General features: G+C 67.4%; 14 protein-coding genes. 10 read left to right on the forward strand and 4 right to left on the reverse strand.

The window, feature by feature from the left end; translation table 11 throughout:
• Positions 1–159 precede the first annotated feature (159 nt).
• The 10 genes from kduD (at position 160) to ybaL (ending at position 15,071) form a co-directional block, all read left to right on the forward strand.
• On the forward strand, positions 160–930 hold the full coding sequence (kduD, locus tag V7E00_RS04995) for a 2-dehydro-3-deoxy-D-gluconate 5-dehydrogenase KduD (RefSeq protein ID WP_333571568.1): 771 nt from the start codon (positions 160–162) through the stop codon (positions 928–930).
• On the forward strand, positions 927–1,931 hold the full coding sequence (locus tag V7E00_RS05000; protein WP_333571569.1) for a sugar kinase: 1,005 nt from the start codon (positions 927–929) through the stop codon (positions 1,929–1,931). Before kduD ends, V7E00_RS05000 begins: the two co-directional genes overlap by 4 nt.
• Entirely contained in the window at positions 1,928–3,463 is a 1,536-nt protein-coding gene (locus V7E00_RS05005; RefSeq protein ID WP_333571570.1) for a carboxylesterase/lipase family protein, read from the forward strand. Before V7E00_RS05000 ends, V7E00_RS05005 begins: the two co-directional genes overlap by 4 nt.
• 78 nt (positions 3,464–3,541) lie before the next feature.
• The gene (locus V7E00_RS05010; protein WP_333571571.1) at positions 3,542–4,573 is read left to right on the forward strand and encodes a LacI family DNA-binding transcriptional regulator; all 1,032 of its coding nucleotides are present in this window, start codon (positions 3,542–3,544) and stop codon (positions 4,571–4,573) included.
• A gap of 355 nt (positions 4,574–4,928) precedes the next feature.
• Entirely contained in the window at positions 4,929–8,180 is a 3,252-nt protein-coding gene (locus V7E00_RS05015) for a TonB-dependent receptor domain-containing protein (RefSeq protein ID WP_333571572.1), read from the forward strand.
• Complete coding sequence (locus V7E00_RS05020; protein ID WP_333571573.1) at positions 8,180–9,520, forward strand: pectate lyase; 1,341 nt, start codon at positions 8,180–8,182, stop codon at positions 9,518–9,520. The genes V7E00_RS05015 and V7E00_RS05020 overlap by 1 nt, the downstream gene beginning before the upstream one ends.
• Before the next feature lie 139 nt (positions 9,521–9,659).
• Positions 9,660–10,589 carry a transferrin-binding protein-like solute binding protein gene (locus tag V7E00_RS05025; protein WP_333571574.1) on the forward strand — a complete coding sequence of 310 codons (930 nt, stop codon included), beginning with the start codon at positions 9,660–9,662 and terminating at the stop codon, positions 10,587–10,589.
• Between the two features lie 97 nt (positions 10,590–10,686).
• A complete protein-coding gene (locus V7E00_RS05030) occupies positions 10,687–12,726 on the forward strand; it encodes an amidohydrolase family protein (RefSeq protein WP_333571575.1) in 2,040 nt (679 codons plus the stop codon).
• A gap of 45 nt (positions 12,727–12,771) precedes the next feature.
• Complete coding sequence (locus tag V7E00_RS05035) at positions 12,772–13,191, forward strand: hypothetical protein (protein WP_333571576.1); 420 nt, start codon at positions 12,772–12,774, stop codon at positions 13,189–13,191.
• Between the two features lie 224 nt (positions 13,192–13,415).
• Positions 13,416–15,071, forward strand: a complete 1,656-nt coding sequence (gene ybaL, locus V7E00_RS05040; RefSeq protein ID WP_333571577.1) for a YbaL family putative K(+) efflux transporter — start codon at positions 13,416–13,418, stop codon at positions 15,069–15,071.
• Here the strand turns inward: ybaL and V7E00_RS05045 are convergent.
• The 4 genes from V7E00_RS05045 to V7E00_RS05060 all read right to left on the reverse strand — a co-directional run bounded on the left by V7E00_RS05045 (position 15,047) and on the right by V7E00_RS05060 (position 22,840).
• The gene (locus V7E00_RS05045; protein ID WP_333571578.1) at positions 15,047–16,654 is read right to left on the reverse strand and encodes an alpha-glucosidase family protein; all 1,608 of its coding nucleotides are present in this window, start codon (positions 16,652–16,654) and stop codon (positions 15,047–15,049) included. The two genes, ybaL and V7E00_RS05045, sit on opposite strands and share 25 nt — an antisense overlap.
• Positions 16,655–16,659: 5 nt before the next feature.
• A complete protein-coding gene (locus tag V7E00_RS05050; RefSeq protein ID WP_333571579.1) occupies positions 16,660–18,453 on the reverse strand; it encodes an alpha-amylase family glycosyl hydrolase in 1,794 nt (597 codons plus the stop codon).
• Positions 18,450–19,961, reverse strand: coding sequence for a tryptophan halogenase family protein (locus V7E00_RS05055; protein WP_333571580.1), 1,512 nt, complete (start codon positions 19,959–19,961; stop codon positions 18,450–18,452). Before V7E00_RS05055 ends, V7E00_RS05050 begins: the two co-directional genes overlap by 4 nt.
• Before the next feature lie 65 nt (positions 19,962–20,026).
• Positions 20,027–22,840: a TonB-dependent receptor gene (locus tag V7E00_RS05060; RefSeq protein ID WP_333571581.1), complete on the reverse strand. Its 2,814-nt coding sequence runs from the start codon at positions 22,838–22,840 to the stop codon at positions 20,027–20,029.
• Between the last annotated feature and the right edge of the window lie 126 nt (positions 22,841–22,966).

The following is a 22,966-nucleotide window of genomic DNA, read 5'->3' on the forward strand; positions in this document are numbered from 1 at the left end:
TGCGCAGCCTTTCGTAAGCGCTACGATAACGCCCTCTCCCGCCTGCGGGAGGGGGCTGGGGGGTGGGCCCCCGGCCTCCGCGCGGGGTGCACGAAAATGGATAGCGGGGGCCCACCCCCCGGCCCCCTCCCTAGCGCGGGCGGGGGAGAGGGGACCGCCATGACCAACCCGTTCGATCTTACCGGCCAGGTGGCCGTCATCACCGGCGCGAATACCGGCATCGGCCAGGGCATCGCGCTGGCGCTTGCCGCGGCCGGCGCGGACATCGCGGCCGTCGGCCGCACGCCTGCGGAGGAAACCGTGCGCAAGGTGCGCGATCTCGGCCGCCGGGCCGAGATCCTTTCCGCCGATCTCTCGACCATCGAGCCTGTGCAAAGGGTTGTGGACGAGGCTGTGGATAAGCTGGGGAAAATCGATATCCTGGTGAACAATGCCGGGATCATCCGCCGCGCCGACAGCCTTGATTTCACCGAGGAAGACTGGGACGCGGTGGTCGACACCAACCTGAAGTCGGTGTTCTTCCTGTGCCAGGCCGCGGGCAAGTTCATGGTCCGCCGCTTCGGCGAGACCGGCGAGCGGGGGCGCATCATCAACATCGCCTCGATGCTGACCTTCCAGGGTGGCATCCGCGTGCCGAGCTACACCGCGTCCAAGTCGGGCATCGGCGGCCTCACCAAGCTGCTGGCGAACGAGTGGGCGGCGAAGGGCGTGAACGTGAACGCGATCGCCCCGGGCTATATCGCCACCAACAACACCGCGGCGCTGCAGGCCGACGAGACCCGCAACCGCCAGATCCTGGAACGAATCCCGGCCGCGCGCTGGGGCGACCCGGAGGATCTGGGCGGCGCGGCGGTCTTCCTTGCCTCGCGCGCTTCGGACTATGTGCAGGGCCATGTTCTCGCGGTCGACGGAGGCTGGCTGGCACGATGACCTTCGCATTCTTCGGGGAAATGATGCTGCGGCTGTCGCCGCCGGGCCGGGAACTGCTGCTGCAGACGCCCAAGCTCGACGTGGCGATCGCCGGAGCGGAGGCCAATGTCGCGACCGGGCTCGCTTGCCTGGGCCACGACGTGGCGATGATCAGTGCGGTGGCGGACAATCCGCTGGGCGCCGCGGCGATCGGCGAGCTGCGCCGGCGCGGCGTGGATACGCGCCAGGTGGTGTCCGAAGCCGGTCGCATGGGCCTGTATTTCCTCACTCCCGGCGCCGGGCTGCGCGCGTCGGAGATCGTCTATGACCGCGCGCATTCCGTGTTCGCGGACCGGCCGGCTGCGGCATGGGACTGGGATGCGCTGCTGGCCGGCGTCACCCGGCTGCACCTGTCGGGCATCACGCCCGCACTGGGCCCGAACACCGCCGCTGCCGCCATTGCCGCGGCGGAGGCGGCGAGCGCGCGGGGCATTGCCGTGTCGTTCGACGGCAATTATCGCGCCAAGCTCTGGGAGGCGTGGGACAGCGATCCCCGCGGCGTGCTGACCCGGCTGATCGGCCATGCCGAGATCCTGTTCGGCAATCACCGCGACATCTCGCTGCTGCTCGGCGAGCATTTCTCCGGCGACGGCTCCGAGCGGCGGCGGGAAGCAGCGGAAGCGGCATTCGCGGCCTTCCCCAAGCTGCAGCTGATCGCCTCGACCGCGCGGCATGTCGATGATGTCGACAGCCACCGGATCGCTGCGCGCGTCGACACCCGCGAGGGCCATCACCAGACCGAGGAACTGCGCGTCAGCGGCATTGTCGACCGGATCGGCGGCGGCGACGCCTTTGCGGCCGGCGTGCTTCACGGCCTGCTGGAAGGCGGCGACGCTCGCGCCATGGCCGAAGCGGGGCTGGCGCTCACCGCGCTCAAGCACTCGCTGCCAGGCGATGCGAGCCTGTTCACCCGCGCCGACCTCGCCGCCTTCGCCGAGGGCGGTCTGGACGTGCGGCGGTGACCAGCCGGCGCGCGGTGCTGGCGGGCGGCGTGGCGCTTGCCCTTCCGCTGCGCGCCTGGGCGGCCGGCGACCCCGTCGTCGATGCCCCGGCGGGGCGGTTCACGGGGGCACGGGACGGGGGGCTCTCGCGCTTTCTCGGCATCCGCTATGGCCGGGCGGCGCGGTTTTGTGCGCCGGTCGCCGAACCGCGCGCGGCGCGCGCGACGGCGCAGGCCTTCGGGCCGATCTGTCCGCAGCGTGGGCTGAAGGACGAGCCCCAGTCCGAGGATTGCCTGTTCCTGAACGTCTGGACGCCCGGCGCCGAACGCGCCGTGCGGCGCCCGGTGATGGTCTATTTTCACGGCGGGGCCTATTCCAATGGCAGCGTCACCGATCCGCTGAACGACGGTGCTGCGCTGGCCCGCACCGAGGACGTGGTGGTGGTGACGGTGAACCACCGCCTCAACGCCTTCGGGTATCTGTATCTCGCCCGGCTTGACCCGCGTTTCCCGGACAGCGGTAATGCCGGCCAGCTCGACCTGATCCTCGCGCTGCGCTGGATCCGCGACAATATCGCGGCATTTGGCGGCGATCCGAGCCGGGTGTTCGTGTTCGGCCAGTCGGGCGGCGGTGCCAAGATCGCGACGCTGATGGGCATGGAGGCGGCGCAGGGGCTGTTCCACAGCGCTGCGACGATGAGCGGCCAGCAGGTCACCGCATCGGGACCGATGAACGCCACGGCGCGGGCCCAGGCGTTTCTCGATCGCGTCGGCGGGCTGGAGGCTGCCACCACGCTCCCGGCGGAGAAGCTGGTCGAGGCGCAGGATGCCCGCGATCCGATTCTCGGCGGCGGCGTCTATTTCGGGCCGGTGCTCGACATGCGCTGGCTGGTGCGTCACCCCTTCTGGCCGGATGCGAACCCGCAGTCGCTGGCGATACCGATGATCCTCGGCAACACGCATGACGAGACGCGCGCTTTCATCGATCCCGGGTCCGAGCGTATCCGCACCTTGACCTGGGACAATCTTGCCGCGCGGATGGCGCCCGAGCTGAAGATCGACGTGCTGCCCGAATGGGTGGTGGCGCAGTATCGCGTGCGGTTTCCCGGCGATACGCCGCAGGACCTCTTCTACCGCGCCACCACCGCGGGTCGCAGCTGGCGGGGGCAGGTGATCGAGGCGGATGCACGCGCCGCCGCGGGCGCGAAGGCGACCTGGGTCTATCAGGTGGATTTCGCGTCCCCGACCCACCCTGAACGCGGCGCGCCGCACACGATGGACATCGCGCTGGCCTTCGGCACGCTATCGGCACGTGGCGCCTTCACCGGCACAGGTGCGGCCGCGCAGCGGCTCAGTCGGCAGGTCATGGGCGCCTTTGCGTCGCTGGCGCGCAGCGGCGTGCCCGCGGCACCGGGCCTGCCGGCCTGGACCCCCTATGCGTTGCCCGACCGCGCGACGATGCTGTTCGACGTCGACAGCCGGATGGCGAACGATCCGCGCCGCTGGGAGCGGGAGCTGTTCGCGCGCATCCCTTACATCCAGCCGGGCAGCTGAATGGAACGCCGGTCCGCCGCGCTGGCCCGGCCCCGCTCGGCTATCGCAATCGTTCGCGCCGCCGTGTAGCATCGCGCTATGGAAAAGACGGGAAAGCCCACCATCAACGACGTCGCCCGGCTCGCCGGAGTTTCGAAGAAGACGGTCAGCCGCGTCATCAATCGCTCGCCGCTGCTGAACGAGGATACGCGCGCCAAGGTGGAAGCGGTGATCGCCGACCTGGGCTATGTCCCCAATGTCCAGGCCCGGGCGCTGGCGTTGCGGCACAATTTCCTGCTCGGCCTGATCCACGACAATCCCAACGCGCAGATGGTGATGAACGTCCAGGCGGGCATCCTCGAGGCGATACGCGATACCGAATTCGAGTTGATCGTCCGCCCGATCGATCGCGGTTCCTCGACGATGCTGGCGGATGTGCGCGCGTTTCTCGAGCGGCAGCGACTGTACGGCGTCCTGATCCTGCCGCCCGTTTCCGAGAACGACATGCTTGCCGAGGTGTGCCTCAGCCTGGGCACGCGCTATGTCCGCATGGGATCGGCGCCGCTCGACACGCCCGAGCACATGGTCGCGTCGAACGACAGCGAAGTCGTGGTGGAGGCGGTGCGCCATCTCGTCTCGCTTGGCCATCGCCGGATCGGGCTGATCGCCGGACCGCACGGCTTCCGCTCGGCGCGCGAGCGGCGAAAGGGATTCGAGCAGGCGCTGAGCGATGCCGGGATCAGGCTGCCACGCAGCCTGATCGCCGACGGCAACTACACGTTCGAGAGCGGCCTTGCGGCAGCGGACCGGCTGCTGGACCTCTCGCCGCGCCCGACCGCGATCTTCGCCTCCAACGACGAGATGGCGGCGGCGACGCTGCACGCAGCTCGGCGTCGCGGCATGAGCGTGCCGGAGGATCTGTCGATCATCGGCTTCGATGATACCGCCATTGCGTCGCATATCTGGCCGCCGATGACGACCGTGCACTGGCCGATCATCTCGATGGGCCGCTCGGCGGCGCTCAAGCTGCTCGGCGACTTCTTCGGTGACGATCAGGCGGTTGAGGAGCCCTCGCTGTTCCCCTCGACGCTGATCCACCGTGCCTCGGTCGCGCCGCCGCGCGCGGACTGACCTGCCTGATACGTGTTGCCGCACAGCCGCGCTGGCCAAAAATGTCTCAAGATGGCTTATGACACCGGTTGACATAGGCCCGGACCCTGCAACAATGCACGTCAATCAAGCGTGACGCAACGCTTGCGCCAAGACGAACGCAAGATTCGCGAGGGCGTGGGAGAGGATTGTCGCGACCCTGTTCTTGAGTCGATCGTCGGCGATGGCCGTCTTTCGAATCCTGGTCGTTCAACCACTTGCCCGCCATCCGGTGCAGCCGCGCGCATGCTCAGGCACGAGGACAGGGGAGGTTCGAATGGCGAATTCCGGCGATTTTGGGATCCGTGAGCGCATTGGCTTGCAGTTTGGCGCGTCGATGGGTGCGCTCGGAATGGCGCTCGTGCTTGCCGGTACGGCCCATGCGCAGGCACAGCAGGGCAACCCCGTTGCCCAGACCGACGCGGCGCGCGACGCCAGCGTGCAGGAAGAGCCGTCTCCCATTGATCCGCAGACCAGCGACGAAATCGTTGTCACCGGTTTCCGCGCATCGTTGCAGAACGCCTTGAATCTCAAGCGCCGGTCGAACCAGATCGTCGATGCGATCACGGCCGAGGACATTGCCGACTTTCCGGACGCCAACCTGGCAGAGTCGATCCAGCGCCTCCCGGGCGTGTCGATCGACCGTGACAATGGCGAGGGGCGCTCGATCACCGTCCGCGGCCTGGGCGGCGATTTCCAGTCGGTGCGGCTGAACGGCGCCGATGCGCAGAACGTCGCTGGCGGCAACCAGTCCGACGCGGGCGCCAATCGCAGCCGCGGCTTCGATTTCAACACCTTTGCCTCCGAGCTGTTCGGCGGCGTGAAGATCACCAAGTCCACCGCGGCCGAGAATGACGAAGGCTCGCTGGGCGCGATCATCGACCTGACCACCGGCCGTCCGCTCGCCTACAAGGGCAATCGCTTCGCGCTGGGCGGCGAGGCCGAATATCGCGAAAACGGCAAGACGTGGAACCCGCGCTTCACGGGGCTGGCCTCGGTCAAGCTGAGCGACAATTTCGGCGTGCTCGTCTCCGGCGCGTACCAGAAGCAGGAACAGCAGATCGACTCCTACCGCCGCGGCATCGGCGTGTTCGATTACGTGTACCGGAACTCGCAGATCAACGGCGTGACGCCGCCGGTCTATGGCTTTGCGCGGCCTGGCGGCACCGGGGCAACCTTCGGGTCGGACCCGGCCGCCTATGCGCTGCTGACGCCGACCACGATTATTCCGGGGCTTCCCTCGATTAACCGGCAAAAGCTCAACTACGAGCGTCTCGGCCTGACCGCGACGGCACAGTGGCAGCCAACCGAGCGCACCGAGATCATCCTCGACGGCGTCTATTCCAAATATGATCAGGACAGCGAGCTGGCCGGCATCACGCCGATCGGCCTCAACCGCAACGGGACCAACACCCGCGTCACCCAGAACACGCTCCGCCCGGTGGGCACCACCAACGGCAATGCGGATCGGGTCGCGCTCTATCCCAACTGCGTGCAGAGCGCGATCGTCGATTGCGGCCAGCAGCTCAACGGCACCAGCGTGCTGCCCGGCTATTTCAACAGCTACAATCCCAACAACCTGAGCGCGTTCGACTATTACAACAACACGCGCTCGCCGGGCTATGTCGCGACAAGCAATCAGACCGGCTATTACAACCAGCTCATGGGGCGCCCGAACACGGTGGTGCGCGCTGCCAATGTGAATGCCGCAGGGCAGGCCGATTACCTCCAGCTCGACCGTGTCGATTGGCGCAGCTCGATCGACACCCAGAGCGGATCGACCGAGTTCAAGCAGGCCACACTCAACCTGCGCCAGGATTTCGGCGAGCGGCTGACGATGGAAGGCACGCTCGGCTGGTCGAAATCGGTGTTCAATGCGACGGGCTATCTCGCCGAGGTGAACGCGATCGATCAGAATGGCTACATCTTCGACGAGCGGAGCGGCGGCAAGATGCCGGTGTTCACCCCCGGCTTCAACGTCTCCGATCCAAACGCGTGGACCCTGGTGAAGGGGCTTTCGACGATCCGCGTGTTCAAGAACCAGGTGACCAACGAGTATCGTGTCGGTCGGCTGAACTTCGCCTTCGAAGCGGTTCCGGAGATGACCATCCGGTTCGGCGGCACCTACAAGAAGTTCAAGTATTTCGCCGATCAGCAGCGCCGCGCCCAGTCGATCGAGGCACTGAATCCGACCCTGGCGGAGGCCAAGCTCAACGTTACCGATCTCGGCAGCGTCTATGGCTTTGGCCAGGGGCTGAACGTGCCGGCGGGCACGCCGACCAGCTTCTTCGCGCCGGAAATCGGCAAGTTCGTCAACGCTTTCGGTATCAACTGCAACTGCGTCAACAAATGGGGCGACTTCCGCGTCGTGCCGGACGGTCGCCAGGGCGGCGGGGTCGACGAGCGGGACATTTCGGGCTTCTTCCAGGTCGATTACGACCTGACGCTGTTCGGCGGCCCGCTGCGCGGCAATGCCGGTCTCCGCATCGCCAACACGCGGGTCAACGGCCGCGGCAATGTGGGCGGCGCGGACGGCATTCCCGGCATCGCGGTGGTGGCCAAGAACGAATATTGGGACTGGCTGCCTTCGACCAACATCAACTGGGAGGCGAAGCCGGGCCTGCTGATCCGCTTCGCCGCGGCCAAGGTGATGTCGCGCCCGCAGCTTTCCAGCCTCACGCCGGGCACTACCTCCTTCTCCAGCACGCTGGCGGTCAACGGATCGGCGCCGTCGCTTACCGTCGGCAACCCTTATCTCAGCCCGTTCCGCGCGACCAATCTCGATCTCAGCATCGAGAAATACTTCCGGAACAACGGCCTGATCGCGGTCGCGCTGTTCAAGAAGAACCTGGACAGCTTCCCGCAGCAGCTGGCCGGCGAGGCGCCGCTCTCGACCGTGTTCGAGCCGGCGATCTACAACCAGATCGTCGCTTCGATGACCGATCCGCTACTGCGCGCCTATACGCTGAACGGCGGTACCTGGGGTGTGCGCCAGTTCAAGGATGCGCCGGGTGGCACGATCAAGGGGGTCGAGGTCAATGTGCAGACCGATTTCTGGTTCCTGCCGGCGCCGTTTAACAAGATGGGCGTCACCGCCAACTACACCCACATCGATTCGTCGCTGAGCTACCTCACCGGCACCGTATTGGCGACGACCCAGGCAGGCGGGGCGGCAACCGCGCAGAACAGCTATGCCACCGCGCCGTTCCTCAACACGTCGCCAGATGCGTTCAACGCCACGCTCTACTACGAGAACGAGCTGTGGTCGCTGCGCTTCTCGGGCGCCTATCGCACGCGCTACGTCAATCGCTTCCCGCTGGCGACCGGCACCTGTTCGGTGGGAACGACGACCAATGCCGGCGCTGCGTGCAACTCGCCGGTGTTCGCGGACTTCGGCTACAACGAGAACCAGTTCAATCTCGACGCCGCCTTCGCGATCAACATGACCAAGTTTGCGCGCTTCTCGCTGGAGGCGCGCAACCTGACCAACCAGCCGCAATATCGCACGATGTATGCCGCGAACCCGGTGTCGCAAATCTATGGCAGCACCGGCCGGATCGTCACCGCCGGCGTGCGGCTGAGCTTCTGATGCGGCGGGCGGCGCTTGCGCTGCTGCTGGCCGCGCCCGGACCCGCCCTCGCGCAGGCGAGGGCGGCGGTTCCCGCCTTTCCGGGCGCCGAGGGGGCAGGCGCCCACGCGCTGGGCGGCCGGGGCGGCAAGGTGCTGTTCGTCACGACGCTGAATGATCGCGGCCCCGGCAGCCTGCGCGAGGCGGTGGAGACTTCGGGCCAGCGAACGATCCTGTTCCGCGTCTCCGGCACGATCCAGCTGGAGAAGCCGCTGCGAATCCGCGAGGGGCGGGTGACGATCGCCGGCCAGTCGGCGCCGGGGGACGGCATCACGCTGCGCGACCATCCTCTGGAGGTCGCGGCGGACGATGTGGTGATCCGCTATATCCGCTCGCGGCTGGGCGACGAGAGCCGCACCGAATCCGACGCAATCTGGATCCTCGGCGGCCGCCGCATCATCCTCGACCATGTCTCGGCGAGCTGGTCGGTGGACGAGACGCTGTCCGCCTCGGCCAATTACCGGGAGGCAGGTCAGGGCTTCTGGGATCTGACCGTACAATGGTCGATCATCGCGGAATCGCTCACCCATTCGCTCCACGCCAAGGGCGAGCATGGCTATGGCAGCCTGATCCGCGGCGGGCGGGGGGCGCGGATCAGCTTCCACCACAATCTCTGGGCCAATCACGAAGCCCGCATGCCACGGCCCGGCAACTATAGCGGACCGGAGATCGATCCGGAGGGCGCCTTCTTCGACTTCCGCTCCAACGTCTTCTACAACTGGGGCAAGAGCTGGTCCGGCTACAATGCCGACAAGGCGACGCTGGCGCGCTACAACTTCGTCGACAATGCCTATGTCATGGGGCCGCAGTCGGAGAAGGCGATCGCCTTTCACGAGAGCAACACGCTGGCGAGGGCGTGGTTCGCCGGCAACAGCATGAACGGCACGATCCCCGCGGACCCGTGGAGCCTCGTCGACGGCTTATCGCCGGAGGGCTATCGCCTGACTGCAGCGGTGCCGATGCCGCCGGTGACGCGCGATCCGGCAGCGACCGCGTATGAGCGGGTGCTGGCCAGCGCGGGCGCATCCCGGGTGCGCGACAGCGTCGATGCGCGCGTGGTCGCAGGCGTCCGCGACCGGACCGGCCGGCAGATCGACAGCCAGCGGGACGTGGGCGGCTGGCCGGTCCTCCGGAGCGCGCCTGCGCCGCGGGACAGCGATAATGACGGGATGCCCGATGCCTGGGAGGTCGCCCACGGCCTGAACCCCCACGACCACCGCGACGGCAATGCGGACCGCAATGGCGATGGGTGGACCAACTTGGAGGAATGGCTGGCCGAATGCGCGGCGCCGCACGCCTGACCGCGCCTGCTGCCGGCGGCGCGGCGGCGCGATCCTGGCGCATTGCCGGACTCAAGAACATCGGTTAGCCCTCTGATTCTCTGCGGAAGCAGCCGGGGCAAGGCTGCTGATGTGCGGGAACATTCAAGGGGGAGATTGCATGAAAGTCACTGGATGCGCGCTCGTTGCGCTGGCTGTAGCGCTGGGCGGTTGCAGCGGCGGAGGCGGCGGCGGCGGCAGCAGCGGGCCGGGCTTCATCCCGGTGCCCGCCGCGCCAACGGACCAGCGCAACACGACGCTTACCGACCTGCGCTTCACCGAAGGCTTCGCCGGAGCCGCGGGGCGCATCCGCTACGCGGTCTCGGGGACCGGATCCGCGAGCGACTTCGACGGCACGGTGCCCGTCTCGTCGAACACGGTCGCCGTGCGGTACGACGCAGCGGCGCAGAGCTACACGATATCGCTGTCGCCCTTCACCTCGCCCAGCTTCGGGCCCGGCGATCGGACGTCCAGCTCGAACACGCTCACCAATTACGAAAAGCGCTCGGGCAGCCGGCAGGAGAACCTGTCGCTGTTCAATCCCGGTTCGGGCAATCCCCGGCTGGTGCTCACCTATGCGAGCTATGGCGCCTATCAGGCGATCACCCAGGGAAGCCCGATCGGCGTCGACACGATCTTCTTCGCCTATGGCATCCGCACCGCGCCGTCGGACATGCCGAAGACGGGATCGGCCAGCTATACCACCATCGTCGACGGGCAGTTTGCCGGCGCCAGCGGCGTGTATGCGATGGGGGGCGACAGCAGTTTCACGGCAGATTTCGCCGCCGCCACGGTGCAGGCGACGCTGCAGCTGCGCGGACAGAATGTCGTGACGAACGGCCTGCGCGATTTCGGCATCCACGCGCTCACCGGTACCATCCGTTCGGAGACGACCGGGGCGGTCTTCTCGGCCGCGGGTGGCTCCAACGGGGCGACGGTGTACATGCAGGGCGCGTTCTTCGGCCCGGGTGCGGCCGAAGTCGGGGCGAATTTCGGCATCGTCAACGCCGACGGCCGCGGGGTGGGTGCGCTTGTCGGGCGCAAGAACTGATCGGACCGGAACGAGGCGCGGGGCCTGCAATTGCGCGGCGGCAGGCCCCGTGCCAGACATGCGCGGTCCATTCGTTCCGAGCCATTTGGGGGTACACATGCGCGCACTTCGTCTGGGGCTTCTGCTCGCCACCGCTGCGGTGCTGCCGGCAGCAGCGCAAACGCAAAAGGCCGATCTGCTGACGCCGCCGGCCGAGGCGCGGCATTTCACCATTACCTCCACCGCGGGCAAGCATGGCGACGTCTGGTCCTGGACCTTGCCCGACGGGCGCATCGCCTATCGCATGTCGATGTCGCTGCGCGGCTGGATCACCGAGACCGACGAAGTGGTGCGGCTGGGGCCGGACCAGCGCCCGATCGACATCGCGGTGCGCGGCTTCACCGACACCGGCGACGCCACGGAGACCTTCACTGTCGATCCGGCGGGCATCGCACACTGGAAAACCGCCGTGGATGCGGGCGACAAGCCCTTCGGCAAGGCGCGCTACAGCAGCTATGGCGGCCCGTGGCTGGCCTTCGAGAACGACGTCGATGCCCTTGTCGCGGCAGGACCGGCGGGGATCGACCTGCTGCCGGGCGGCCATGCCAGCATCACCATCGGCAAGGCAGTGGAAATCGACGGGCCGGCCGGCAAGAAGACGGTGAAGCTCGCCTATGTCACCGGCACGGGTTTTTCGCCCTCGCCGGTCTGGCTTGACGCACAGAACCGGTATTTCGGGTCCGCCGGGGGCATGTCGCTGCTTCCCGAAGGCTATGAGGCTGCCGGGCCCAAGCTGAAGGACATTCAGGACAAGGAAGCCGCCGAAATGGTGCGCGCCGTCGCGCATCGTTTCCTCGTGCCCGCCAATCGCACGCCGACGCTGGTGGACCATGTGCTGCTGTTCGATTCCGTCGCCGGCAAATATCTGCCCGACCAGGCCGTGCTGATCGCCGATGGCAAGGTGGCGAAGGTGGGGCCGGCGGGCAGCATCGCCGCGACGAGGGCGATGACCGTGATCGACGGCCGCGGCCGCACGCTGCTGCCGGGGCTGTGGGACTCGCATCAGCATGTGGGCGACGACTGGAATCTGCTGCAGAACGTCGCCACCGGCATGACCAACTATCGCAGCCCCGGCTCGTCGATCGAGGACGCGCAGAGCATCTTCAAGCGGCGCGCAGCGGGCGACCTGCTCGCCCCGGACGGCAAGGTTTCGGTGATCATCGACAAGAAGGATCCGCTGGCGGCACAGGGCGCGCTGACGGTCTCGTCGGCGGCGGAAGCCGTGGCAGCGGTCGACAAGATCAAGGCGGCGGGCATGTGGGGGGTGAAGTTCTACACCTCGATGGACCCGGCCTGGATCGCCCCGGCGGCGGCCGAGGCGCACAAGCTGGGGCTGCACGTCCACGGCCATGTGCCGGCGCGCATGCGGCCGCTCGACGCGGTGCGGGCGGGCTATGACGAGGTCACCCATATCAACTTCATCCTGATGCAGGCGATGCCGCAGGACGTGGTCGACAGGGCCAACACCGCCGCGCGGCTGGAAGGGCCGGCGCAGTATGGCAAGGACCTGAACCTGGATTCGCCCGAGCTGCGCGCCTTTTATGCAGAGCTCGCCAAGCGCAAGACGATCATCGACCCGACGCTGACCGTATGGGAGCCGCTGCTCACCTCCGACGGCAGCACCGTGCCGCCGGAATATGCAGCCTATACCGACATCGCGCCGCCTTCGGTCGCGCGCGGGTGGAAGATCGGCGGCTATCCACTGTTCGCCGGGCTGACCCGCGCCGATTTCCGCAAGAGCTTCGGCAAGATGGTCGAGGTGGTCGGGCGGTTGCACAAGGCGGGGGTGCCGATCGTCGCCGGTACCGATGGCTACGGCCTGGAACTGGTGCGCGAACTCGAGCTTTATCAGGAAGCCGGGCTCACCAATGTCGAGGCGCTGCAGACCGCGACGATCGTGCCCGCGCGCATGGTGGGCATGGCCGATCGGGTGGGCGCCATCGCGCCCGGCAGGACCGCCGACATCATCCTCGTCGAAGGCGATGTTTCAAAGGACATCGGCAACCTGCGCCACGTCCACACCGTGTTCCTCGACGGCTACCGCCTGGAGGGCGACGCGCTGCGCAGGGCCAGCGGGCTGAGCGGCATGCCCAAGTAACATTTCGTTACGGCACCATCACGCAACCGGTGCGTTGGGCGCGTGATGGTCCGTTTCTCCACCTGTGTGCTCGTCCCGGGCAGGAACCGGCGCCTCGCGCTGCCGGTGGCGGTGTGGACTTTCCTATTCGCGCTGCTGTTCGGGGCGATTGCGCCGCTCGGCCCGCCGGAGACGCTGGTGCACGGCGCCGCGTTCAATCCTGCGACGACCAGTGTAGCGATCACCGGCAAGCGCAGCGAGCAGAGCGTCACGCTCGTGGGCGGTCTGCGCGAATCGGGGTTTGATGGGGCGAGCGGCAGCGGCCTCCCGTCGTTCGCACCGGCGCTGGATGCGGTACTCGTCCTTTTCGTCCTCCTCTTTGCCCGGGAGGCCAGCCTTCCGCTCCGCCCGGTGGAGTGTCACGCACACCGCGCGAGGGCGCCCCCATCGCATCGACATGACGCGCTCCCGCGCCTTCGCGCCTGAACTTCGTCATCATCGCCGCTAGACGGCGGAGGAGGACACCATGCGCAAAAATCGAGGCAAGCGGCCCCCTTGGTGGTTCGTCATCGTCCTCTGGTCCGGCATCGCCGGCGCCGCGGCGGTGGTGGCAGCCGCCATCGGCACGGCCCAGCCCTGACGCGCATCGACATCGGCCGCCGTCTGGCGCGGCCGATGTCGAACCAGTATATCCGTGCAAAGGAGAATCGATGCCGCATCATGCGCCCTTGATCGCCACCATCGTGGCCGGACTCGTCGTCGCATTCATTTTCGGGGCGATCGCGCACCGGATCAAAGTTTCGCCGATTGCCGGGTATCTGCTCGCCGGCGTGGCGGTGGGGCCGTTCACGCCCGGTTTCGTCGCTAACTCAGGGCTTGCCAACGAGCTCGCCGAGATTGGCGTGATCCTGCTGATGTTTGGCGTCGGGCTGCATTTCTCGCTGCGGGACCTGCTGTCGGTACGCAAGATTGCCGTGCCGGGTGCCGTGGTACAGATTGGTGCCGCCACTGCCATGGGCATTGGGCTGGCCCATATTGCCGGCTGGGGATTGCAGGCCGGCATCGTCTTCGGCCTGGCGCTGTCCGTAGCCAGCACGGTGGTGCTGCTCCGCGCGCTGCAGGGGCATGACATCGTCCAGACCGCGCGCGGGCGCATCGCGGTCGGCTGGCTGATCGTCGAGGATCTGGCGATGGTCGTGGCCCTCGTGCTGCTGCCAGTACTGGGGGAGGTGATGAGCGGTGAAGGCGGCGGATCGCTGCTCGAGCCCTTGGTCTCCACCTTCCTGAAGGTCGCCGGCTTTGTTGCGCTGATGCTGGTGGTCGGCCGCCGGGTGATCCCGTGGACGCTGCAATGGGTGGTCGGCACCGGATCGCAGGAGCTGTTCCGGCTGGCGGTGCTGGCGATCGCGCTGGGCGTGGCATTCGGTGCGGCGCTGGCGTTCGACGTGTCGTTCGCGCTGGGCGCCTTCTTCGCCGGCATGATCTTGGGCGAGACCTCGCTCAGCCGGCGCGCGACCGAGGAAACGCTGCCGCTGCGCGACGCCTTTGCGGTGCTGTTCTTCGTCTCGGTCGGGATGCTGTTCAATCCCTCCGTGCTGGTCGATCAGCCCTTGGTGCTGCTGGCTGCGGTGGCGATCATCCTCGTCGGCAAGTCGCTGGCAGCCTACGCGATCGTGCGGCTGTTCGGCTATTCCAACCAGACCGGGCTCACCGTCGCGGTGAGCCTGGCGCAGATCGGCGAATTCTCGTTCATCCTTGCCGGCCTCGGCACGGACCTGGGGCTGATGCCCGCGGCGGCACGCGACGTGATCCTCGCCGCGGCGATGTTCTCGATCTTCCTGAACCCCTTCCTCTTCAACTGGGTCGCCACGCGCTACGAGAAGGCGGAGCCGGACAGAGGGGCAATTGCGCCGGTGGACCTGCCGCCGGGCCATGTGATCCTGATCGGCTATGGGCGGGTCGGCAAGATGATCGCGGAGAATCTCCAGCAGCACGGCAAGGCCTTCGCGCTGATCGAGGATCAGGGCGACATGGCCGAGCAGGCGCGCAAGGCGGGCATCACTGTCGTCGAGGGTAATGCGCTGGAAGCGCGGACCCTCGTCGCCGCCGGGATCGGGCAGGCAAGCAAGCTGCTGATCGCGATCCCCGGCGGATTCGAGGGTGGGGCGATCATCCAGCATGTTCGCCTGCTCGCCGCAGGCGTGCCGGTGGTGGTGCGCGCGCATTCGGCCGATGAAGTAGCCCATCTCGAAGGTCTTGGGGCCGACGAGGTGGTGATGGGCGAGCGCGAGACGGCCAACCGGATGATCGAACTTGCGCGGGGGATGCCGGCGGGCTCCGATCAGCCGGCGACGAGGCCGGCGTAACCCGGAAGGTGGTGGAGCGTCGCGCCGTTCAACGCCTCCACCACCGCCAGCCCGTCGAACAGGGAAGGAGGCAGATCCACCGGATCCGCCGCAAGGTTGAAGGCGCAGACGAGCCGCTGGTTTCCGGTGCTGCGCGCGAAGACGAGCAGGGCATCATCCGCGTGCAGCACCGCCATCGCGCCTTCCACCAGAGGCGGATGCTGGCGGCGCAGGGCGATCAATCGGCGCGTCAGCCGCAGCAGGGAAGCGGGGTCCGCCTCCTGTGCGTCGACGGCGCGGCCGAGATGGTCGGGGCCGATCGGCAGCCAGGGGCGGGCAGTCGAGAAGCCGGCATGGTGCGCGTCCGCCACCCAGGGCATCGGGGTGCGGGCGCCATCGCGGCTGAGGGTCAGCGGCCAGTTGGCGATTGCCTCGGGATCCTGCAGGTCCTCGAAGCCGATCTCGACCTGGGTGAGGCCCAGCTCCTCGCCATAGTACAGGATCGCGTTGCCGCGCAGGGTGAGCAGCAGCAGCATCTTCAGCGCGGCGAAGGTGCCGCGGTGCTCGGGCGCTACCCAGCGCGAGAGGGCGCGGGGGGCATCGTGGTTCTCGAACGCCCAGCTCGGCCAGCCGACGCCCGCAGCATCGGGCCATTCGGCGACCGCGTCGCGTACCAGCGCGGGCGTCAGGCGATCTGCGTAGAGGAAGTTGAAGCCATAGGCGCTGTTCAGGCGGGTCTCGCCGGCAGTGAACAGGTGCATCTCCGCCTCGGGCGCAGGGCCGCCGACTTCGGCGACGGTGAAGCGGCCGGGATAGCGATCTGCCAGCGCACGCAGCTTCTCCAGCAGCAGCGGAATGTCTGCATGGCTCTGGTTATAGACATGCTGCTGGAAGTCGAACGGGCGGCTGCGCGGGGCACCCGTGTCCGGCGCGGGCGGATTATCGCGCAATTCCGGATCGTGCATTGTGAAGTTGATCGCATCGAGCCGGAAGCCGTCGACGCCGCGATCGAGCCAGAACTTGGCGGTGGCGAGCGTGGCGACCTGCACTTCCGGGTTGTGGAAGTTGAGGTCGGGCTGCTCGCGCAGAAAGTTGTGGAGATAATATTGGCCGCGCCGCGCGTCCCAGGTCCAGGCGGGGCCGCCGAACACCGACTGCCAGTTGTTGGGCGGGCTGCCGTCCGCCTTGGCATCGGCCCAGACATACCAGTCGGCGCGTGCGTTGGTGCGGCTGGTGCGGCTCTCCTGGAACCACGGGTGCTGGTCCGAGCTGTGCGAATAGACCTGGTCGATCAGCACCTTGAGGCCCAGCGCATGGGCGCGGGCAACCAGCGCGTCGAAATCCGCCAGCGTGCCGAAGACGGGATCGACATCGCAGAAATCGGCGATGTCATAGCCGAAGTCTCGCATCGGTGACGTAAAGAAGGGCGAGATCCACACCGCGTCCACGCCCAGCGCCGCGACATGATCGAGCCGCGCGGTGATGCCCGGCAGGTCGCCGACGCCGTCGCCGTTCGAGTCCGCGAAGCTGCGGGGATAGATCTGGTAGATGACCGCGCCACGCCACCAGGGTCGCGTTTCGGTGGAAAGGGCATGCATCGACATCAGGTTCACTTGGGTGCTCCGGCCGCGCAGACCCAGTAGCCGAACGCGGGAAGGGAAAGGGAGAGGCTGCCGGGGGCAGCGGCGCTGGTGGGGCAGGCGCCCGCCAGGGTATGGAAGGCGGTGGAGCCGGTCTCGACCTGGACGTTGCCGGTCCAGGGCTCCGCGCTGGTGTTAAAGGCGATCACGGTCTCCGCGCCGGTCTTCGGATCGAAGCGCGAGACGGCGAACAGGCCGGGCTTGTCGCTGGCATAGCGGGTCACCTGGCGACCGCGGGTCAGCGCCGGATGGCTGGTGCGCAGCCGGGCGAGCGTGGCAATCTCTCGGAACAGCGGGTGGTCCGCGTTGAAGCTGGGCGTGGCAGTGGTCGCGTCGGTGCCGAGCAGCACGTTGTCGTTGTAGCTCGCCACCTTGCTCCCGAACATGTCCTCGCGGGCATCCTGGTCGTTGCCGTCGCTGACGAAGCCCTGCTCGTCGCCCGCATAGATGGTCGGAACGCCGCGCAGCAGCAGCAGCATCGCCTGGGCGAGCTGGACGCGCTGGAGCAGCTCGGCCTGGCTGATCTTCGGATTTGCCTGCCGGATGAAGGTGGCGGCGCGGCCGGCATCATGGTTGCTCACGAAGGTGGGCAGGCGGTGGGCGGTCTTCTCGCCGCCCTCATACAGCACGTCCGCCGCGAAGACCTTGGCGAGCCGATCGGTGCCCTTGCCCCCGGCGACGTCGATCACCGCCTGGTTGAACGCGAAGTCGAGCACCGCGGGGAATTTGTCGACGCGGGTGTGCTGGGCCAGCGCCGCCACGTCGGGATCGGCGACTTCGCCGAAGATGTGAAAATTGGGGATGCCCCTTGCCTTGGCGCGCGCGAGCATCGCGGGCACGAAGGCCTGCCAGAATTCGGGGTTCACGTGCCGGGCGGTATCGACGCGAAAGCCGTCGACGCCGAAGCGATCGATCCAGCCGCCGAAGATGTCGATCATGCCGGCGACGACCCGCGGATGCTCCGTCATCAGATCGTCCAGCCCGACAAAGTCGCCCATGGTCGAGCTCTCGCCCGTAAAGGTCGAGTTGCCGCGATTGTGATAGTAGATCGGCTCGTTGAGCCAGGCGGGCACCTTCACGTTCCGCTCCGCCTCCGGGACGACGGGCGTATAGGCATAGTCGGGACGGGTGAACCTGGCGAAGTTGGCGGCGCTGTGGTCGTCGTCGCCGGCAAAGCCCGGGTTGATCGCGGGCCCGGCGAGGCCCCCCTTTCGACCGTACGGATAGTCCGCGCGGCCGCGATAGCTGCAGTCGCCGCACTCGCGATACTGGATCACGTCCGCCGTGTGGTTCACGACGATGTCCATATACACCTTGATGCCGCGCTTGTGGGCGGCGTCCACCAGCGCCTTGAAGTCTGCATTGGTGCCGAAATGCGGATCGACCTGCGTGAAGTCGGTGATCCAATAGCCGTGATAGCCGGCGGATTCCTGCCCCTTGGGCCCCTGCACGGGCTTGTTCTTGAAGATCGGCCCGACCCAGATCGCGGTGGCGCCCAGCGCCTGGATATAGTCGAGCCGGTTCAGCACGCCCTTGAGATCGCCGCCATGGTAGAAGCCCTTGGATGCGGGGTCGAAACCGGTGACAAGCCGGTCGCCGGCCAGCCCGCCGCGATCGTTGGCGGTGTCGCCGTTCTCGAAACGATCGGGGAGGAGGAAGTAGAGTATGTCGTCCTCGGGCAGGCGGTCGCGATAGGTTTGCGCCGCAGCCGGCATTGCGGCGAGCGCGGCGGCGAGCAGGGCGAGGGCGGTCGAACGGATCATGCGGCAATCTCCGCGTCCGCGGCGCCATGCGCGCGGACGAAGTCGCTATGGGAGGGCATCTGCGCGAATTCGCGCGCATTGAGCTTGGCGAGAAGGTCGAGATATTCGGCGATCTGCGCGACCGGCGGCTGGTCGGCGAGGGGATGATGTCCCTCTGCGGGGATGCCCTGGCCGGCGAGCACCTGCAGCCAGGCGACGTCGCTGAACAGGTCGCCATCCTCGCGGACGATCTCGCCGCTCCCGCGCCACAGCGCGATCTTTTCGGCCAGGCCGTCGGGCAGGGGCGCTTCGCGGCGTTCGCGCCAGAAGGGCTCGTCCCGGTCGTTCGCGCAGTAATGCAGGATGAGGAAGTCGCGGATGCGGTCCATCTCGTGTGCCGCCTGGCGGTTGTAGCTGGCGCGCAGCGGCGCAAGGGGGCGGGGGCCGGGCAGCAGCTTGAGCACGCGCTCCACCGCCGACTGGATCAGGTGGATGCTGGTCGATTCCAGCGGCTCCAGGAAGCCGCTGGAAAGGCCGAGCGCGATGACGTTGCCGGCCCAGCAGACCTCCCGCCGCCCCGCCAGGAAGCGCAGCGGGCGCGGATCGGCGAGCGCGGGCTCGTCCAGTCCGGCGAGCAGCCGCGCGGCGGCCTCGTCGTCGGAGAGATGCCGGCTCGAATAGACGATGCCGTTGCCGGTGCGGTGCTGGAGCGGGATCCGCCACTGCCAGCCGGCATCGTGCGCGGTGGCGCGAGTATAGGGGGTGAAATCGCGGAGGCGGGCGCTGGGCACCGCGAGCGCCCGGTCACAGGGCAGCCAGTGCGACCAGTCCTGATAGCCGACGCCCATCGCCTCGCCGATCAGCCGGGCGTGGAAGCCGGTGCAGTCGAGGAACAGGTCGCCTTCGATGCGGCGGCCGTCGTCGAGGTGGAGCGCCTGCACATCGCCGTCCGCACCCGCCCGAGCGATGGTTTCGATCCGCCCCTCGTGCCGCACCACGCCGCGCGCCTCGGCATAGTCGCGCAGGAAGCGGGCATAGAGGCCCGCGTCGAAATGGAAGGCGTAGGGCATTTCCGGCAGCACGCGGGCGGTCCGCGCCGGTCCGCGCTGCATCCGGTTGGCCAGCGCGGCGACATTGTTGAGCGCATAGGCGGCGAGCGGCTCGGCCACGCCCTCGGCTACTCCGCGCAGCCAGGTGTGGCGGAAGGCGAGCAAGCCGTTGTCGCGGCCGACATCGCCAAAGGCGTGCATGTAGCGCCCGCTTTTGGTCCAGCCGACGAACTCGATCGCGAGCTTGTAGGTCGCCTGGGTGGCGGCGACGAAGGCGTCTTCGTCGATGCCGAGGCCGGCGTTGAACATCCGGATCTGCGGGATGGTCGCCTCGCCTACGCCCACCGTGCCGATGGCGTCGGATTCGACGAGCGTCACGGTGAAGCCCGGCCCGAGGAAGCGGACCAGCGCCGCCGCGGCCATCCATCCGGCCGTGCCGCCGCCTGCGACGACGATGCGATATGGTGCTGCGGTTGCCATGGCCTACCCCCTCCGGTGCCGATGGAGCGGCCCGGTTCCCGCGCGGGGAACCCGGCCACCGAACATCAGAACTTGTACGTGATGCCGAGATAATAATCGCGGCCGTAGCGCTGATATTCGCGCACCAGGCGGGTATCGCCCGCCTCGGTGGTGATGAACGGCGCGTCGGTCAGGTTCTTGGCCTGCGCCAGGATCGCGAGACCCTTCAGCGGACCGGACTGGAACTCATAGCCGATCTGCGCATCCAGCACGCCTTCGGACTTGCCGGTACGGAACTCCGGATTGGCCGAGAGGCCGGCCAGCTCCGCGAGGAAGCTGTCGCGCCAGCGATAGGTGGCGCGCGCCTGGAAGCCGTTCTTCTCGTAATAGGCCGTGCCGGTGGCGATCCACTTGGACTGGCCGGGCAGGGTGACCGGGCTGTTCGGGTTGCTGCCATAGACGACCCGGCTGTCGACGTACGAGCCGCTGGCGAACACGCCGAACCCGTCGAGTGCCTGTGCGAACATGCTGAACGGCACCGACGCGGTGGCTTCCACGCCGAGGATGTCGCCGCGGCCGGTATTGTCCGGCGTCTTCACCAGGCCGAACTGCGCGTTCTGCGCCCGCACGATCGCCTGTGCGGCCGGGGGCAGGGCGCTCAGCAGCGCGGAGAAGTCGTACAGCGTGCTGTTGTTGGGATCGACGAAGTCGGTCAGGTGCTTGTAGAAACCGGCAACCGACAGATAGCCGCCGCCGCGCAGATACTTCTCCAGCGAGATGTCGATATTGGTCGACTGGTAGGGGCGCAGGCGGAAATTGCCGCCGTCCGAGCTGAACGGGCTGTTCTGCGGCAGGCTGCCGAGACCGAGCTTGGCGAAATCGATGTTCACCGCCTGGGTGATCCGCTCCTGGTCGAGGCGCGGGCGCACCATCGTCTGCGCCGCGCCCATCTTCACGTAGAAGGTGGGGACCAGTTCCAGGCTGAACGTCGCCGAGGGCAGGAAGTTGGTGTACTTGGTGTTGTCGGCAACCGGCGCGGTAGTAACCACGCCCCCCTGCAGCGCCGCAATCGCGCCCGACGAGCCCTGGTCGGTATGCACCACCTGCAGGCCTAGTGTGCCCTTGAGCGACTTGCCGCCCACCGTGCCGTCGATCGTCAGCTTGGCATAGCCGGTATAGACCTTCTCGGTCACCGTGTTGTCGCGCACCAGCGAGCCGGGGCGGTTGTCGAACACCGGGCGGAGCAGGCCGTAGACCTTGAGCGGGTCATAGGTCAGCATCTTCGGCACGCCGAGATACGCAAGCGCCACCTGCTCCCCGAGCACCGCATCGGCCGGAACCGCGAAGCTGGTCGGCGTGCCGCTGGCGATCGTGCAGCCGGTGCCCGCGCCCGGCGGGCAGAGGAAGTAGGAGGTGTAGCGGCTCTGCTTCTCGCGACGGCTGAAGTTCGCGCCGACCTCCCAGCGCGTGAGAACGCTGCCGCTGATCTCACCGTTGAAGCTGGCGCGGAGCGATTTCAGGTCGTCCTCGAAGTCCGGGCGGTTGAGGAAGCCGGCCTGCACCACCGACTGGGTTCCGTTATAGCCCCAGCCGCGCGGATCGGTGAGGCTGATCACGCCCGTGTTGCTGTAGTCCAGCGTCGGCACCATGCTGTAGGTGCCGTTCGCATTCTGGCTGATCTTGATCGTGTCCTTCGCGCCGGTCTGGTTGTAGCCAGTCCCCGAATAGGTCTCGAGCAGGAAGTCGGTGCGGGTCGCGTGGCTCCAGCTCGCGTCGACGACGAAGTGGATGCTGTCGCTGAGCTTGAAGTCGTTGTTCCAGCCGAGCGAGATGTTCTCCGCCTTGCGCTTGTTATAGTCGTTGCGCTGCACGGCCACGACGTTGGAGATCGTCGCGCTCGTCACCAGGCCGTTCTGCACGGTGTACCCCGGCTGGATCGTCGCGTTCGAGCCATAGGCCGGCGCGATCGGGAATTCGATGCCGCGCAGCCGCTGGGTTTCCTCGAAATGCGAATAGAGGCCGTCCAAGGTCGAGTGGAAATTCTCGCTCGGCTGCCATTCCACCGTCGCCACGCCGCCATAGCGCTTGAGCAGGTTGGATTGCACATAGGGCTTGGCACCGCCGAGGAAGAGGTTGTTGCCGGCGTTGGATTCAGCGGGGAAGCCCCAGGCGGCATAGCGCTCGATCTGGGTCGGCGTGTTCTGCGCGGAGACGCCGACGGCAATGCCCAGCGTGTCATTGGCGAACTTGTCGACATAGGTTGCCGAGGCGCGATAGCCGTAGCGCGTGCCATCGGGATTGAGCTTCTTCTGCTCGTTCATCTGGCCGCGGGCAGCGACGACGAAGGTGCGCTTCTGGTCGAGCGGGCGCAGCATGCGCAGGTCGACCGTGCCGGCGATGCCGGCGGCGATCAGCGAGGCGTCGGCCGACTTGTAGACATTGACGTTCTTGAAGAATTCCGAGGGATACTGGTCGAACTCGACGCCCCGATTGTCGCCGACCGTCACCTGTTCGCGGCCGTTGAGCAGCGTGGTGGAGAAATCGGGGCCGAGGCCGCGGATCGAGAGGCGCTGGTCGCGGCCTTCGAGGCGCTGGGCGGTCACGCCCGGGATGCGGGCCAGCGAGTCCGCGATCGAGACGTCGGGCAGCTTGCCGATGTCCTCGGACGAGACCGAGTCCACGATCATCGTGTTGTTGCGCTTGATGTTCGCCGAGCTCTCCAGCGCTGCGCGGAATCCGGTGACGACGATCGGCTCGGCGCTATCCTGCGCCGACGCGTCCGCTGCGGAAGCAGCGTCCTGTGCGAAGGCGGCGGTGGTGAAGCTGAAGGCGATCGCGGCAGCGCTGGCGCCAAGGGCGATGCGGGCGGCTCGACGGCCGCGGAACGTGCTGAATACCATGTCTCTCCCCAATCTTGTCTCTACTCCCGGCTCTTGGGTGGCCGGATGATGCCCGCCCCATGCGGGATGCGCTGAACCTGCGCTGTGCGGCAACCAATCTTGCAAAAGGGGGTATGGAGGCCAGTC

The sequence above is a fragment of the Sphingomonas sp. genome (assembly GCF_036731925.1).
GTDB lineage: Bacteria > Pseudomonadota > Alphaproteobacteria > Sphingomonadales > Sphingomonadaceae > Sphingomonas.

Bases quoted from the DNA above. Each gene is read 5' to 3' on its own strand.
- ybaL (WP_333571577.1), top strand. From the start codon at position 13,416: ATGCCGCATCATGCGCCCTTGATCGCCACCATCGTGGCCGGACTCGTC.
- V7E00_RS05020 (WP_333571573.1), top strand. From the start codon at position 8,180: ATGCGGCGGGCGGCGCTTGCGCTGCTGCTGGCCGCGCCCGGACCCGCC.
- V7E00_RS05035 (WP_333571576.1), top strand. From the start codon at position 12,772: ATGGTCCGTTTCTCCACCTGTGTGCTCGTCCCGGGCAGGAACCGGCGC.
- V7E00_RS05055 (WP_333571580.1), bottom strand. From the start codon at position 19,961: ATGGCAACCGCAGCACCATATCGCATCGTCGTCGCAGGCGGCGGCACG.
- V7E00_RS05015 (WP_333571572.1), top strand. From the start codon at position 4,929: ATGGGTGCGCTCGGAATGGCGCTCGTGCTTGCCGGTACGGCCCATGCG.
- V7E00_RS05050 (WP_333571579.1), bottom strand. From the start codon at position 18,453: ATGATCCGTTCGACCGCCCTCGCCCTGCTCGCCGCCGCGCTCGCCGCA.
- V7E00_RS05060 (WP_333571581.1), bottom strand. From the start codon at position 22,840: ATGGTATTCAGCACGTTCCGCGGCCGTCGAGCCGCCCGCATCGCCCTT.
- V7E00_RS05010 (WP_333571571.1), top strand. From the start codon at position 3,542: ATGGAAAAGACGGGAAAGCCCACCATCAACGACGTCGCCCGGCTCGCC.
- V7E00_RS05000 (WP_333571569.1), top strand. From the start codon at position 927: ATGACCTTCGCATTCTTCGGGGAAATGATGCTGCGGCTGTCGCCGCCG.
- V7E00_RS05030 (WP_333571575.1), top strand. From the start codon at position 10,687: ATGCGCGCACTTCGTCTGGGGCTTCTGCTCGCCACCGCTGCGGTGCTG.
- V7E00_RS05025 (WP_333571574.1), top strand. From the start codon at position 9,660: ATGAAAGTCACTGGATGCGCGCTCGTTGCGCTGGCTGTAGCGCTGGGC.
- kduD (WP_333571568.1), top strand. From the start codon at position 160: ATGACCAACCCGTTCGATCTTACCGGCCAGGTGGCCGTCATCACCGGC.
- V7E00_RS05045 (WP_333571578.1), bottom strand. From the start codon at position 16,654: ATGTCGATGCATGCCCTTTCCACCGAAACGCGACCCTGGTGGCGTGGC.